13 protein-coding genes are annotated in these 13,824 nt (G+C 71.1%); 5 read left to right on the top strand and 8 right to left on the bottom strand.

What is annotated here, in order from left to right:
* The first annotated feature begins 12 nt into the window (after positions 1–12).
* Positions 13–531, top strand: coding sequence for a hypothetical protein (locus ACFPIJ_RS03875; RefSeq protein ID WP_380113188.1), 519 nt, complete (start codon positions 13–15; stop codon positions 529–531).
* A gap of 33 nt (positions 532–564) precedes the next feature.
* Complete coding sequence (locus ACFPIJ_RS03870) at positions 565–1,743, top strand: esterase-like activity of phytase family protein (RefSeq protein ID WP_380113187.1); 1,179 nt, start codon at positions 565–567, stop codon at positions 1,741–1,743.
* A gap of 7 nt (positions 1,744–1,750) precedes the next feature.
* On the opposite strand, the gene ACFPIJ_RS03865 is transcribed toward ACFPIJ_RS03870, so the two are convergent.
* Positions 1,751–2,074, bottom strand: a complete 324-nt coding sequence (locus ACFPIJ_RS03865) for a DUF6401 family natural product biosynthesis protein (protein WP_380113186.1) — start codon at positions 2,072–2,074, stop codon at positions 1,751–1,753.
* Positions 2,075–2,179: 105 nt separating this feature from the next.
* Here ACFPIJ_RS03865 and ACFPIJ_RS03860 point away from each other — a divergent pair, with 105 nt between their 5' ends.
* Positions 2,180–2,629: a DUF6328 family protein gene (locus tag ACFPIJ_RS03860; RefSeq protein WP_380113185.1), complete on the top strand. Its 450-nt coding sequence runs from the start codon at positions 2,180–2,182 to the stop codon at positions 2,627–2,629.
* A 138-nt stretch (positions 2,630–2,767) separates the two neighbouring features.
* On the top strand, positions 2,768–5,275 hold the full coding sequence (locus ACFPIJ_RS03855) for a glycoside hydrolase family 9 protein (RefSeq protein ID WP_380113301.1): 2,508 nt from the start codon (positions 2,768–2,770) through the stop codon (positions 5,273–5,275).
* 86 nt (positions 5,276–5,361) lie between these two features.
* On the opposite strand, the gene ACFPIJ_RS03850 is transcribed toward ACFPIJ_RS03855, so the two are convergent.
* From ACFPIJ_RS03850 to ACFPIJ_RS03820, 7 genes are read right to left on the bottom strand one after another with little or no spacing between them, the layout of a single operon-like run.
* Positions 5,362–6,138 (bottom strand): SRPBCC family protein, encoded by a 777-nt coding sequence (locus tag ACFPIJ_RS03850; RefSeq protein WP_380113184.1) that lies wholly within the window; start codon positions 6,136–6,138, stop codon positions 5,362–5,364.
* A complete protein-coding gene (locus ACFPIJ_RS03845; protein ID WP_380113183.1) occupies positions 6,122–7,279 on the bottom strand; it encodes a vWA domain-containing protein in 1,158 nt (385 codons plus the stop codon). The genes ACFPIJ_RS03850 and ACFPIJ_RS03845 overlap by 17 nt, the downstream gene beginning before the upstream one ends.
* On the bottom strand, positions 7,266–8,132 hold the full coding sequence (locus ACFPIJ_RS03840; protein WP_380113182.1) for an AAA family ATPase: 867 nt from the start codon (positions 8,130–8,132) through the stop codon (positions 7,266–7,268). The genes ACFPIJ_RS03845 and ACFPIJ_RS03840 overlap by 14 nt, the downstream gene beginning before the upstream one ends.
* The gene (locus ACFPIJ_RS03835; protein ID WP_380113181.1) at positions 8,129–9,043 is read right to left on the bottom strand and encodes an XdhC family protein; all 915 of its coding nucleotides are present in this window, start codon (positions 9,041–9,043) and stop codon (positions 8,129–8,131) included. Before ACFPIJ_RS03835 ends, ACFPIJ_RS03840 begins: the two co-directional genes overlap by 4 nt.
* The gene (locus ACFPIJ_RS03830; RefSeq protein WP_380113179.1) at positions 9,043–11,418 is read right to left on the bottom strand and encodes an aerobic carbon-monoxide dehydrogenase large subunit; all 2,376 of its coding nucleotides are present in this window, start codon (positions 11,416–11,418) and stop codon (positions 9,043–9,045) included. The genes ACFPIJ_RS03835 and ACFPIJ_RS03830 overlap by 1 nt, the downstream gene beginning before the upstream one ends.
* Positions 11,415–11,900, bottom strand: coding sequence for a (2Fe-2S)-binding protein (locus ACFPIJ_RS03825; protein WP_380113178.1), 486 nt, complete (start codon positions 11,898–11,900; stop codon positions 11,415–11,417). The genes ACFPIJ_RS03830 and ACFPIJ_RS03825 overlap by 4 nt, the downstream gene beginning before the upstream one ends.
* 3 nt (positions 11,901–11,903) lie before the next feature.
* A complete protein-coding gene (locus tag ACFPIJ_RS03820) occupies positions 11,904–12,782 on the bottom strand; it encodes an FAD binding domain-containing protein (protein WP_380113177.1) in 879 nt (292 codons plus the stop codon).
* 120 nt (positions 12,783–12,902) lie between these two features.
* On the opposite strand from ACFPIJ_RS03820, the gene ACFPIJ_RS03815 reads away from it, so the two are divergent.
* Entirely contained in the window at positions 12,903–13,778 is an 876-nt protein-coding gene (locus tag ACFPIJ_RS03815) for a spermidine synthase (RefSeq protein WP_380113175.1), read from the top strand.
* Positions 13,779–13,824 lie beyond the last annotated feature (46 nt).

Raw genomic sequence — 13,824 nt, 5'->3', positions numbered from 1 at the left:
ACAAACACTGGGGTGACCCTACGCAGAGCCGTGCTGTCGGCGGGCGTCGTGCTGGCGCTCGCCGGCTGCGGCGACAACCCGTCCGGACCGGCCCAGCCGCCGGACCCGAAGCGCAACGGCGGGCTCTACGACGCCGTCGACGTGTGCGGCCTCGCCACCGACGACCAGCTCAAGGCCGCGCTCGGTGAGGCGCCGGGCGCCAAGGAGCGGCGCGACACCGACTCGCTCAAGGCGTGCTCCGTGGACGGCGTCTCCGGCAACTTCTACCTGTTCCTGGTGCTGGTCCGGCCGACGATGGGGGCCGCGCAGCAGGTCGCCTACGACAAGAACGTGGCGAAGGACGCCAAGTCGATCGACGCGACGACGTACTCGTCCGTGGCCGGCGGCGAGGCGCACGTCGAGACCGCCAGCGGCGAGCTGGTCGTGCGGGTGTCGTTCGTGTACTACCAGGACGGCGGCAGCATCACCGACGCCCCGGCCGTCGTCGGCAGGCTGCAAACCCTTCTCGGGGCCATCACCAGGAAAACGTAGGCGGTTCATCCTGGCCTCCTAGCGTCGCGGGCCATGAGGAATCTCCGACGAATCGGTGTCGGCGCGGGTATCGGCGTGCTGACGCTGGCCCTCGCCGCCCCAGGTGCCGCCGCACACGACACGTACGGCCGTGCCACCCTGACCGGTTTCGCCGCGCTCCCGGCGGCCACGTTCGTCTCCGCCAGCGACCCGTCCGGCTCGCTGCTGGGCGGCACGCCGTCCAACGGGATCACCCCGCCGTTCGCCGACCAGCCGATCCAGGGCTTCAGCGGCATCGTCCGCAACGGCGACGGCACCTTCGAGGTGCTCTCCGACAACGGGTACGGCAACAAGGCCAACAGCGCCGACTTCGTGCTGCGCATCCAGCGCGTCGCGCCGGACTACGGCAACCACACCGTGGACGTGGTCGGCGGCATCAACCTCACCGACCCGAACAGCTTCGTGCCGTTCGCGCTGACCCGGCCCGACCGGGTGCTGACCGGCTCCGACTTCGACGTGGAGTCGATCCAGCGGGCCAAGGACGGCACGTACTGGATCGGCGACGAGTTCGGCCCGTACCTGCTGCACTTCGACCGCGCCGGGCGGCTGCTGCAGGCGCCGATCCCCCTCGATGGCGTGCGCGCGCCGGAGAACCCGGCCGGCAACCCGAACCTGAACAGCAGCAAGGGCTTCGAGGGCCTCGCCCAGTCGCCCGACGGCCGGAAGCTGTACGCGCTGCTGGAGGGCGTCGTCGCCGGCGACGCGGCCGGTGGCCTGCGGCTCAACGAGTTCGACATCGCGTCGAAGACCTACACGGGCAAGCGCTGGATCTACCAGCTCGAGGACCCGGCCAACGCGATCGGCGACGCGATCGCCGTCGACGACGACCGCTTCCTGATCATCGAGCGGGACAACGGGCAGGGCGCGACCGCGAAGTTCAAGCGGATCTACCTCGCCAAGAAGAAGAACAACGGCACGCTCGAAAAGACCCTGGTCGCCGACCTGATGAACATCGCCGACCCGCGCCACCTCGGCAGCACGGACGGCACCTTCACGTTCCCGTTCCAGACCATCGAGGACGTCGTCATCCTCGACGACCGCACGCTCGGCGTGGTCAACGACAACAACTTCCCGTTCTCCAGCGGCCGTACCCCCGGCCAGCCGGACAACAACGAGTTCATCACCATCCGGCTGACGGACTCCCTGCACGCCGACAAGCGGTTCCTCAAGTAGCGAACCGCTACGACGGGATCAACGAACAGACCGCCAGCAGGCGGAGCATCGCCCAGGTCGGGCGGGACCAGTCGTCGAGGGTCTCGCCCGCATCCCGGGCGGCGTCACGGATCGCCGCCGCGTAGCCGGCGAGGGCCACCGGGTCGAGCAGTGTGCCGCCGAGGGACTCCCGGATCGCGGCGGCGTGCTGGTCGACCCGTGCCAGCAGGTCGGGCCGGGTGGACACGGCCACGCGGCCGGGCCGTCCGATGGCGGACGCGAGCTCGGCCAGGCCGGCCCGGGCAATCCACGCGCGTCGACCGGACGTCAACTCATCGAAGGGTGCGCTCACGTTCGCGACCATAAGCCCAGCATGCAACCGGTCGCAGCCCCGACGCGCCGGGTTTGGGCCGATCGCCAAGTTCGACCTGCCGACCCGTTGGGTAAATGAACCCGCATGGCCGATCGCGACGAGACCCCGGATGAGCGTTTCGACCGGAACTGGAATGAATTGCTGCAAGAGCTGCGGGTCGCGCAGACCGGGGTGCAGATCCTCTTCGCCTTCCTGCTGACGATCCCGTTCAACCAGCGCTTCGCCGAGATCACCGACGTGCAGCGGGCGACGTACATCGTGACGCTGCTGCTGACCGCCCTGGCGACGCTGTGCCTGATCGCCCCGGTCAGCCATCACCGCATCCTGTTCCGCCGGGGGCGCAAGAAGGAGCTGGTCGAGGCCAGCAGCAACCTCGCGAGTGTCGGCCTGGTGTTCCTGTGGCTGTCAGTGGTCGGCGCGGTGTTCCTGGTCTTCGAGATCGTCGTCGCCATGTCGTGGGCGATCGCGGTCGGCGCTGCGCTGGGCGTGTCCTTCATCGTCGTCTGGTACGTGTTCCCGACGCTGAAGCGATAGCCAAGCAAGAAAGAGTATTGACACTCTGTGTGCTGTAGGCCACAGTGGGAGCGCTCCCATTTCCCTTCCGCCACAAGGGGTGTCTGTGTGAAGCGCAAACTTTCGCTTGCCTTAACGGCGGCGGTGCTGGTCGTGCCGATGACCGCCTCCGCCGCCTTCGCCGATCCGGCTGAACAACTCGTCAACGGCACCTTCGACAGCGGCACCGACCCGTGGTGGTGGACCGGCAACGCGCCGGCCGCCGTCGTGGACGGGCAGCTGTGCGCGGCCATCCCGGCCGGGACTGCCAACCCGTGGGACGCGATCATCGGCCAGAACGCGGTCAAGCTGCAGGCCGGCGAGTCATACAAGCTGGCGTTCAAGGCCAGCGCCAGCACCCCGGTGACGGTCCGCGCCAACGTCCAGCTTGCGGCGCCGCCCTACACCCAGGAGCTCTCCGCGGCACCGGCCCTCACCGCGACGCCGCAGACCTACAGCTACACCTTCACCGCGGCCGCCGACACCGATGCGGGGCAGGTCGCGTTCCAGGTCGGCGGGAGCGCCGTGGCCTGGACGTTGTGCCTTGACGACATCTCGCTGCAGGGAGGTGCACCGCCGCCCGTGTACGTCCCGGACACCGGCCCGCGGGTGCGGGTCAACCAGGTCGGCTACCTCACCAACGGCCCGAAGGCCGCCACCGTCGTGACCGAGGCGACCACGGCCCTGCCGTGGCAGCTGCGCAATGCCGCGGGCACGGTCGTCGCCACCGGCACCACTGCTCCATCCCCGGGCCCATCCGGCGTCGACGCGACGTCCGGCCAGAACGTCCAGACGGCCGACTTCGGCTCGTTCCACGTGGCGGGGACCGGCTACACGCTGACCGCCGACGGCGAGACCAGCGTGCCGTTCGACATCGGCGTCAACGCCGCCTACGAGAAGCTCCGCGCCGACTCGCTGTCGTGGTACTACACGCAGCGCAGCGGCATCGAGATCCTCGACAGCATCGCCCCCGGCTACGCCCGTGCCGCCGGTCACCTCGGCGTCGCACCCAACCAGGGCGACACCGACGTGCCGTGCCAGCCCGGCGTGTGCGACTACCGCCTCGACGTGCGCGGCGGCTGGTACGACGCCGGCGACCACGGCAAGTACGTCGTCAACGGCGGCATCTCCGTGTATCAGCTGCTGAGCACGTTCGAGCGGACCAAGGTCGCCACCGGGGCCCGCGCGGACAAGCTCGGCGACGGCTCGCTGCGGATCCCGGAGCACGGCAACCAGGTGCCCGACGTCCTCGACGAGGCCCGCTGGGAGCTGGAGTTCATGCTGCGCATGCAGGTGCCGGCCGGCAAGCCCCTCGCCGGCATGGTCCACCACAAGGTGCACGACGCGGCCTGGACCGGTCTGCCGCTCGACCCGGCCGCCGACCCGCAGCCGCGCGAGCTGCACGCGCCGTCGACGGCCGCGACGCTGAACCTCGCCGCCACCGCCGCGCAGGGCGCCCGGCTCTTCCAGCCCTACGACAAGGCGTTCGCGGCCAAGCTGCTCGCCGCCGCGAAGACGGCCTACGCCGCGGCGCTGGCCAACCCGGCCCGCTACGCGCTGGTCACGGACGGCACCGGCGGCGGCGCGTACGACGACGACAACGTGACCGACGAGTTCTACTGGGCCGCGGCGGAGCTGTTCATCAGCACCGGCGAGAAGGCCTACCAGGACGCGGTCGTCGCGTCGCCGTGGCACACCGCCGACGTGTTCCGCCCGGAGGGCTTCGACTGGAAGTTCACCGCGACGGCCGGCCGGCTCGACCTGGCGACCGTGCCCAACGCGCTGCCCGACCGGGCGCGGGTGCGGCAGTCGGTGATCGACGGTGCCCGCGGTTACCTGTCGACGCTGCGCGGCAACGCGTACAACATCGCCTACAACCCGACCAACGGGAAGTTCGACTGGGGCTCCAACGGTCTCGTCGTCAACAACCTGGCGGTGATCGCCACCGCGTACGACATCAGCGGCGACACCGCGTTCCGCGACGGCGTCGTCACGGGCATCGACTACATCCTGGGCCGCAACGCGCTCAACCAGTCCTACGTGACCGGCTACGGCGAGCGGGCGTCGCACAACCAGCACTCGCGGATGTACGCCCACCAGCTCAACCCGGCACTGCCCAACCCGCCGGCCGGCTCGCTGTCGGGCGGCCCGAACTCCTCGATCCAGGACCCGGTCGCGTCGAAGATCCTGCCGGGCTGCAAGCCGCAGTTCTGCTACCTGGACGAGATCGAGTCGTGGTCGACGAACGAGATCACCATCAACTGGAACTCGGCGCTGTCGTGGGTGTCGTCGTTCCTCGCGGACCAGGGCGAGGGCGGCGCGGTGCCGAAGTCTCCGTGCACCGTGTCCTACACCAAGGTCCTGGACCTGGGCGGCGTGTACATCGCCTCGGCGACGGTTCGCAACACCTCGAAGCAGACGCTGAACAACTGGTCGCTGGGCTTCGCCTACACCGGCACGCAGAAGGTCGAGCTGGCGGTCAACGGCACCGCCACGCAGACCGGCGCCTCGGTGCAGGTCAAGCCGTGGCAGACCAGGCTGAAGCCGGGAGAGTCGACGACGATCCTGCTGATCGGCAAGGTGGCGTGGGGCCCGAACGCGGCCCCGGCGGTCTTCACCTGCGGTTGATTGGGTGGCCGCATCGGATGGGGTGAGGAAAGGAGAGGGGCACCGGCCGCGACCCGGCCGGTGCCCCTCACCCGGTTCAGACCGGTTCAGACCAGCCAGATGACCAGCGCGACGATCACCGCGACGAGGACGACGACCGGCACCGCGATCTTGATGATGTTGGTGGTGCCGGCGGTCTCCAGGAGGTTGACCGGCTCGGCCTCGGGCCCCTCGATGACGCGGACGGCCTGCTGGGCCGGCGCGATCGAGGCGCCGTTCGGGTCGGGGACATTGCCCGCCGGCAGGATCGCGACGACCTCCTCCACCTGCGCGGCGGAGGCGGGCACCGGCTCGGTCGACGCGGCCTGCTCAGCTGACGCGGAGGCGGAGGCGGAGGCGGAGGCGGAGGCGGGGACGGCGGGTTCGGCGGCGGCGGGCGGGCTGGCGGCCAGCTGCGCCTCCAGGTTCGTCACGAACTGGCCCAACAGCCGGGTGCTGATGTCGCCGATCGTGCTCCGGCCCATCTGCGCGAGCGGGCCGGCGATCGTCAGGTCCGTCTCGACCGTGACCCTGGTGTCCTCGCCCTCGGCCACGAGCACCGCGGTCACCAGTGCCGACGCGCGGCCCTTGCCGGTCGCGTCGCGGCCGCGGGCGTCGATCACCGCCCGGTGCGCTTCGGTGTCGAGTTCCTTGAACGTGGCCACGCCCGAGAACTGGGCGGTCATCGGGCCGACCTTGACCTTGACCTTGCCGTGGTACTCGTCGCCCTGCACCGAGGTGAGCTGGGCGCCGGGCATGCACGGCGCGATCCGCTCCAGATCGGTCAGGACGGTCCAGGTCTCTTCGAGGGGGCGGTGGACGACGAACTCATTGGTGAGCAGCATGACGGGCACGTCCTTCTAGTGCAGCCAGGAGGGGGTCGAGAGCGTTGAGGGAGTGTGCGCTGACCACCGCGTCGCAGTAGGGCCACGCGGCGGCCATGCCACCGACGAGCGGCCGGTAGCGGGGACTCTGGGTTCTGGGGTTGACCCACACGATGCGGTGGGCGAGCCGGGACAGCCGGGCCATCTCGACGCCGACCTGCGCCGGGTCGCCGGTCTCCCAGCCGTCGGAGACGATGAGCACGACGGCGCCGCGGGCCATCCCGCGCCGGCCGAAGGTGTCGTTGAAGGCCTTCAGCGCGGCGCCGATGCGGGTGCCACCGGACCAGTCGGGGGCGGCCTGCCCGGCGCGGTGGAGGGCGACGGCCGGGCGGGTGCGGGCGAGGATCTTCGTCAGGCGGGTCAGTCTGGTGGCGAAGGTGAACACCTCGGCGTGCGAGGTGCCGGCGGCGCAGTACAGCAGCTGCAGCATTGCCCTGGCGTAGGGCTCCATCGAGCCGGAGATGTCGCAGAGCGCGACGAGCCGCCGGGGGCGCACGCGCGGTTCGCGGCGCATCAGCCGCACCGGATGCCCGCCGGTGCGCCTGGCCCGCCGGAGCGTGGCCCGCAGGTCGACGGCGCTGCCGTGCGCCCGCGCGGCCATCCGGCGGGTGCGCCGCGGCGGGGTCGCCACGGCGAGCCGGCGCATCAGGTCGGCCAGCTGGTAGAGCTCGTCGGGTGTCAGGGTGGCGAAGTCCCGCGACGCGAGGCGTTCGGTCGCGCTGCCGACGGTGGCGACCGGGATCTCGATCTCCCGGCCGGTGGACGCCGTGCCGGGGGGCGGCGGCCCGGCCGACGGGGTGCTCCCGGACGACGCACTGGTGGTGGACGTGCCGGTGGCGTTGGGGTCGCCGCGGAAGTCGGCCGGGTCGTCGGCGTAGCCGCGGAAGACCGCGTCGAAGACCCGGTCGAGGATCTCGAACTGCTCCGGGTGGCAGGTCAGGGTCGCCCGCGCGCAGCGGTGCAGCTCCGCGGTCGTGGTCGGGGCCAGCAGCGTGACGGCCCGGGCGAAGCGTTCGCTGCGGTCCGGCCCGACGGGCAGCCCCGCGTCGTGCAGCGCCGCCCCGAACGCGGCGACGAGCCCGGCCAGGTCACCTCTCGACAAGGTCCGCCAGTCCCGTCCTGCGGGCCAGCTCCTCGTCCTCGCGATACTTCAGGACCGCGCCGAGGGTCGCGCCGGCGGACTTCTCGTCGAGGGGCAGGCCCAGCAGGCGCAGCGCGTTGGCCCAGCTGATCGCCTCGGCGACGCCGGGCGGCTTGGTCAGGTCGAGGCCGCGCAGCCGGGACACCGCGCCGGCGACCCGGGCCGCGAGGAGCTCGTCGGCGCCCGGCACCCGCTGCCGGATGATCGCCGCGACCCGGTGCGCGTCGGGATAGCCGATCCAGTGGTACAGGCAGCGCCGCAGCAGCGCGTCGTGCAGGTCACGGGTCCGGTTGCTGGTGAGCACGACGACCGGCGGCACGACGGCGGTCCGCGTCCCCAGCTCGGGGATGGTCACCGACCCTTCCGCCAGGAGCTCGAACAGGAACGCCTCGAACTCGTCGTCGGCCCGGTCGACCTCGTCGATGAGCAGCACCGCCGGGCGCGGCCCGGGATGTTCGATCGCGGCGAGCAGCGGACGGCGCAGCAGGTACTCGGGGGCGAACAGGTCCGCCTCGCGGGGCACCTCGCCACGGGCCTCGGCCAGCCGGATCCCGAGCAGCTGGCGGGGGTAGTTCCACTCGTAGAGGGCCTCGGCGGCGCTGAGCCCCTCGTAGCACTGCAACCGGATCAGCGGCGTGTCCAGGAACGCGGCGAGGGCGCCCGCGGCGGCGGTCTTGCCGACCCCGGGCTCCCCTTCGAGCAGGATCGGCTGGCTGAGCCGCACCGACAGGAACAGCGCCGTGGCGAGGCTCTGGTCGGCGAGGTACCCCTGCGCGCTCAGCCCGTCGACCAGTTCCTCGACCGACGCCGTCACAGGTACCGGGCCGGGTTGTCGATGAACGCCCGCCGGCAGCCGGAGCCGCAGAAGTAGTACCTGGTGCCCTCGTGCTCGTACTGCAGCGCGTCAGGGGAGATCGCCACGTCCATGGCACACACGACGTCCTTGGCGATCGCCACCTGCGACACGGGCTTCTGGATCAACGGCAGGTCGATGCGGCCCGGCGGCGGCGCCGTCTGCCGGGGTCGCCTGGAGATGACCTCGGCCAGGATCGACAGGGCGATCTCCGGTGCCGTGCGAGCGCCGATGTCCAGGCCGGCGGGGGCGTGGATCCGCGCCTTCTCCAGCGCGGTCAACTGCAGCTCGTCCAGGACCGCGGCAGCACGCTTGCGGCTGGCGACGAGCGCGATGTACGGCACGTCGGCGCGCACGGCAGCGGTGAGGACCTCGACCTCGTCGCGGCCGTGTGACGCGACGACGACCGCCGAGGCGTCCAGCGGCAGGGTCGCCGCCGGGCCACGGACACCTTCCCAGCCGATCGAGCGCGCCACGTCGACCATCGCGCGGGCGACGGGAGCTTCGCCGTGCACGTACACCAGCGGCGCGGGGATCATCGTCTCCAGGAAGATCTCCAGGGTGCCCCCCGACAGGCACGGATTCGTGACCGTCAGCAGGCCCTCCCGCTCGCCGTCAGTGCCGGATGAGGAACCGCTGGGCGTGATCCGCAGCAGTGTCGACTCGCCCGTCTCCAGCAGCCGGAGCCCCTGGAGACGGACGGTGGACTCGGCGCAGGTACCGCCGACGAACCCCTCCATCGTGCCGTCCGGCAGCACGAGGGCGCGGTCGCCGGTCTTGGCGCTGGTCGGGCGCTCGGCGCGGACCACGGTGGCCAGGACGAACGGGGTGCGGTCCGCGCGCAACCGGTCGGCGCGATGGAGGAGGTCCATTACTGGATAGCCAAATCTGTGCGGATCGGGCGGCCCTGAGCGGCGCGCCACACGTTGGACGGGGTGAGCGGCATGTCGGCGTGCCGGACCCCGAAGGGCTTCAGCGCGTCGAGGACCGCGTTGACCACGGCGGCCGGCGAACCGACGGTCGCGGATTCGCCGACGCCCTTGGCGCCGATCGGGTGGTGCGGCGACGGCGTGACCGTCTCACCGAGCTCCCACGAAGGGCACTCGAGGGAGGTGGGCAGCAGGTAGTCCATGAGCGACGCGCCGAGGTGGTTGCCGTCCTCGTCGAACGCCATGAGCTGCATGAGCGCCATGCCGATGCCGTCGGCGAGACCGCCGTGCACCTGGCCCTCGACGATCATCGGGTTGATCCGCACACCGCAGTCGTCGACCGCGATGAACCGGCGGACCTTGACCTGGCCGGTGGCCGGGTCGACGTCGACGACGCAGATGTACGCGCCGAACGGGTAGGTCAGGTTCGGCGGGTTGTAGACCGTCGTCGCGTCCAGGTGGCCCTCGACGCCCTCGGGCAGTTCGAGGCTGGAGTGCGCGGCCATGGCGATCTCCTGGATCGTCTTGGCCTGGTCGGGATCGCCCTTGACGAAGAACTTCCCCTTCTCCCACTCCAGGTCGTCCGGGGACACCTCGAGCATCGCCGACGCCACGATCCTCGCCCGGTCGCGGACCTTGCGGGCCACGATCGCGGTCGCGGCACCCGACACCGGGGTGGAGCGGGAGCCGTACGTGCCGAGCCCGAACGGGGTCTGGTCCGTGTCGCCGTGCACGACGTCGATGTCGTCGGGGGAGATGCCGAGCTCCTCCGCGACGATCTGCGCGAAGGTCGTCTCGTGGCCCTGACCCTGGGTCTGCACCGACAGCCGCAGCACCGCCTTGCCGGTCGGGTGGACCCGCAGCTCGGCACCGTCGGCCATGCCCAGACCGAGGATGTCCATGTGCTTGCGCGGGCCGGCGCCGACCCCCTCGGTGAAGAAGCTGATGCCGATGCCCATGTACTCGCCGCGCTGGAGCTTCTCGGCCTGCTCGACCCGCAGCTTCTCGTAGCCGACCATGTCCATCGCGAGCCGCAGCGCCTTCGGGTAGTCGCCCGAGTCGTACTCCCAGCCGGTCGGCGTGGTGTACGGGAACTGCGCCGGCTGGAGCAGGTTCTTCATCCGCAGCTCGGCCGGGTCCATCTTCAGCTCGAAGGCGAGCACGTCGATCATGCGCTCGACCAGGTACGCGGCCTCGGTGATCCGGAACGAGCAGGCGTATGCCACGCCGCCGGGCGCCTTGTTGGTGTAGACGCCGGTGACGTCGCAGGACGCCGCCTCCAGGTCGTAGGACCCGGTGAAGATGTGGAAGAAGCCGGCCGGGAACTTCGTCGGCTGGGCGGTGCCGTTGAACGCGCCGTGGTCGGCGAGGACCTTGACCCGCAGCGCACGGATCTTGCCGTCCTTCGTCGCCGCGATCTCGCCGCGCATGTGGTAATCGCGGGCGAACGCGGTGGCCGTCAGGTGCTCGTTGCGGTCCTCCATCCACTTCACCGGCTTGCCGGTGACGATGGAGCCGACGATCGCCAGCACGTAGCCGGGGTAGATGCCGACCTTGCCGCCGAAGCCGCCGCCGATGTCGGGGGAGATGACCCGGATCTTGTGCTCCGGCAGGCCCGCCACGAGGGCGTAGACCGTCCGGTGCGCGTGCGGCGCCTGGGTGGTCGAGTAAATCGTCAGCTTGCCGGTGACCTTGTCGAAGTCGGCGACCGCGCCGCACGTCTCCAGCGGGGAGGGGTGCACCCGCGGGTAGAGGATGTCCTCGCCGACGACGACCTCCGACGAGGCGAAGACCGCGTCGGTCTTCTCCTTGTCGCCGGCGGACCAGTCGAAGATGTGGTTGTCGGACTTGCCCTCCTTGTCGTCCCGGATGACCGGGGCGCCGGGAGCGAGGGCCTGCTTCGCGTCGGCGACGACCGGCAGCGGCTCGTACTCGACCTCGATGAGCTCCAAGGCGTCGCGCGCGATGTAGTGGTTGTCCGCGACGACGAACGCGACCTCCTGGTTCTGGAAGCGGACCTTGTCGGTCGCGAGCACCGCCTGGGTGTCGTACGACAGGGTCGGCATCCAGGCCAGGCTCAGCGTCTCCAGGACGGCGCCGGTGATGACGGCCTTGACGCCCGGCAGCGCCTCCGCCGCGCTGGTGTCGATCGAGACGATCTTCGCGTGGGCGTACGGGCTGCGCAGGAACGACCCGTGCAGCATGCCCGGCAGGTTGACGTCGTCGACGTAGTTGCCCTTGCCCCGCACGAACCGCGCGTCTTCCTTGCGGTGCATGCGGCCGAAGCCCATCGGGGTGGGGTTCTCGGTCACCGTCATGACGTCACCTCGGCTTTCGCTGCAGCCTCGTGCTCCGCGGCCCAGCGGACCGAGCGCACGATGTTCTCGTAACCCGTGCACCGGCAGATCTGGCCGGAGATCGCCTCACGGATCTCCTGCTCCGACGGGTCGGGGTTCTTGTCGAGCAGGCAGCGGGCGGTGAGCATCATGCCCGGCGTGCAGAAGCCGCACTGCAGCCCGTGGCACTGCACGAAACCCTGCTGGACCGGGTCGAGGCCGTCGGCCCGCTCGAGTCCCTCGACGGTGCCGACCTGCTTGCCGTCGGCCATCACCGCCAGGACCGTGCAGGACTTGACCGGCACGCCGTCCAGGGTCACGGTGCACACGCCGCAGTTGGACGTGTCGCAGCCCCAGTGCGTCCCGGTGAGGCCGAGGTCATTGCGAAGGAAGTGGACCAGCAGCAGCCGGGGCTCCACGTCGCGGGTGTGGCTCTCGCCGTTCACCGTCACGGTGATCTGCATGGTTCAGGCCTCCTGACCTCGCGCGCGGGCCGCCGCGGCGCGCAGTGCGCGCACGGTCAGCTCGCCGGCGAGGTGCCGCTTGTAGTCGACCGGTCCGCGCTGGTCGGCGACCGGGTTGCTGGCTTCCGCGGCGATGCGTCCCGCCTCGGCGAAGCTCGCCTCCGTGGCCGGCTTCCCGACCAGGTACGCCTCGGCCTCGGCGGCGCGGAAGTGCTCGGCGCCGACGGCGGCCAGGCCGATGCCGACGGTGCTGACGTTGCCGCCGGCGTCGGTCCAGATCGCGGCGCCGGCCGCGGCGACCGCCCAGTCACCGACGCGCCGCTCCACCTTGACGTATGCGGACCCGCCACCCGGGCGGATCGGCACGCGCACCTCGGTGAGCAGCTCGCCGGCCTCGACGACCGTCTCGTAGGGGCCGACGTGGAACTCGGTCAGTGGCACGGTGCGCGACCCCCGCGGACCCTGGATCACCACCGAGGCGCCAACGGCGGCGAACGCCGCGGAGAGGTCCTCGGCCGGGTCCGCCTGGCACAGCGAGCCGCCGACGGTGCCGCGGTTGCGCACGATCGGGTCGGCGATCACCCGCTCCGCGTCGCGGAAGATGCGGTAGTGCTCCTCGACGAGGGCCGACTCGAGCAGTTCGGCGTGCCGGGTCAACGCCCCGATCCGCAGCTCACCGCCCTCGACCTTGATGTAGGACAGCTCGCCGACGTCGTTGATGTCGATCAGCGCCGTGGGCCGGGCCAGCCGCAGTTTCATCATCGGGATCAGGCTGTGACCCCCGGCGATGACGCGGGCGTCCTCGCCCCACTGAGCCAGCAGGTCCAGCGTCTGGGTCACCGACGTGGCCTTTGCATATTCGAATGCGGCGGGTACTTGCATCGCGCCTCCGCGTGAGGGGATCGTTCGGGCACCAACGGGAGAATGCTCGTCCTAAAGGCGACATTGAACAACACCTGATGACAAAAATTCTTCACTCGCGGGGTCACTACGGTTGGGCGCATGGGTCGACAGAAGCGAGCGGGCGGCATCGTCGAGCAGATCGACGGCGGGGTCGCCGAGCTGCATTCCGACGACGGCCGGCCCGGGCGGTGGACGCTGCTGGTGGACGGCTACCCGCAGTCCGCCGTCGACCTGGACGATCCCCGCCGGCTCGACTTCGAGTACATGCGCCGCCTGGCCTCGATCGTGGACGGCGTCGCGCCGCCCGGCGCCCCGCTGTCGGTGCTGCACCTCGGCGGCGGCGCGCTGACGATGGCCCGCTACGTCGCCGCGACCCGGCCCGGCTCGTCGCAGCGGGTGGTCGAGCTGGACGCGGCGCTGATCGCCCTCGTGCGGCGGGTGCTGCCGCTGCCGCGGGGCGCCGACATCCGGGTCCGCGCGATGGACGCCCGGGCCGCCGTGGAATCGATGTCCGGCGGGCGCTTCGACCTGGTCATCGCCGACGTGTACCGCGGCGCCCGCGTCCCGGCGCACCTGGCGTCGCTGGAGTTCCTGACCGCGGCGGCGAACCTGCTGCGCCCCGGCGGGGTCTACACCGCCAACCTCGCCGACGGCACCGGGCTGGCCTTCGCCCGGGGTCAGGTCGCGACGCTGCGGCAGCTCTACGCCGACGTGTGCCTGCTCGCCGAGCCGTCCGTCCTGCGTGGCCGGCGGTTCGGCAACGTCATCCTGGCCGCGTCGGCGGCGGCGCTGCCGGTCGCCGGGTTCGCCCGGGCCGGTGCCGCGGACCCGTTCCCGGCCCGGCTCGTGCACGGTGAGGACCTCGACCGCCTGGTCGCCGGCGCCCGGATCGTCACCGACGCGATCGCCACCGAGTCGCCCGCCCCGCCGGCCGGGATCTTCCAGTCCCAGCGGAGCCGGGGAAGTCAGCAATAGCTACCGCCCAGTTCTCGGGAAGGAGCTTAGGGATCGTTCAGGAAGC

Source organism: Dactylosporangium cerinum, assembly GCF_042653625.1.
In the GTDB taxonomy this organism is placed as follows: Bacteria; Actinomycetota; Actinomycetes; order Mycobacteriales; family Micromonosporaceae; genus Dactylosporangium; species Dactylosporangium cerinum.
Note: the sequence above shows the minus strand (reverse complement) of the source record. Positions and strands in the feature narration are given on the sequence as shown.

Excerpts from the sequence above, each read along its gene's own strand:
- ACFPIJ_RS03815 (WP_380113175.1), top strand. The coding sequence starts at position 12,903 with ATGGGTCGACAGAAGCGAGCGGGCGGCATCGTCGAGCAGATCGACGGC.
- ACFPIJ_RS03825 (WP_380113178.1), bottom strand. The coding sequence starts at position 11,900 with ATGCAGATCACCGTGACGGTGAACGGCGAGAGCCACACCCGCGACGTG.
- ACFPIJ_RS03820 (WP_380113177.1), bottom strand. The coding sequence starts at position 12,782 with ATGCAAGTACCCGCCGCATTCGAATATGCAAAGGCCACGTCGGTGACC.
- ACFPIJ_RS03835 (WP_380113181.1), bottom strand. The coding sequence starts at position 9,043 with ATGGACCTCCTCCATCGCGCCGACCGGTTGCGCGCGGACCGCACCCCG.
- ACFPIJ_RS03860 (WP_380113185.1), top strand. The coding sequence starts at position 2,180 with ATGGCCGATCGCGACGAGACCCCGGATGAGCGTTTCGACCGGAACTGG.
- ACFPIJ_RS03850 (WP_380113184.1), bottom strand. The coding sequence starts at position 6,138 with ATGCTGCTCACCAATGAGTTCGTCGTCCACCGCCCCCTCGAAGAGACC.
- ACFPIJ_RS03870 (WP_380113187.1), top strand. The coding sequence starts at position 565 with ATGAGGAATCTCCGACGAATCGGTGTCGGCGCGGGTATCGGCGTGCTG.
- ACFPIJ_RS03830 (WP_380113179.1), bottom strand. The coding sequence starts at position 11,418 with ATGACGGTGACCGAGAACCCCACCCCGATGGGCTTCGGCCGCATGCAC.
- ACFPIJ_RS03855 (WP_380113301.1), top strand. The coding sequence starts at position 2,768 with ATGACCGCCTCCGCCGCCTTCGCCGATCCGGCTGAACAACTCGTCAAC.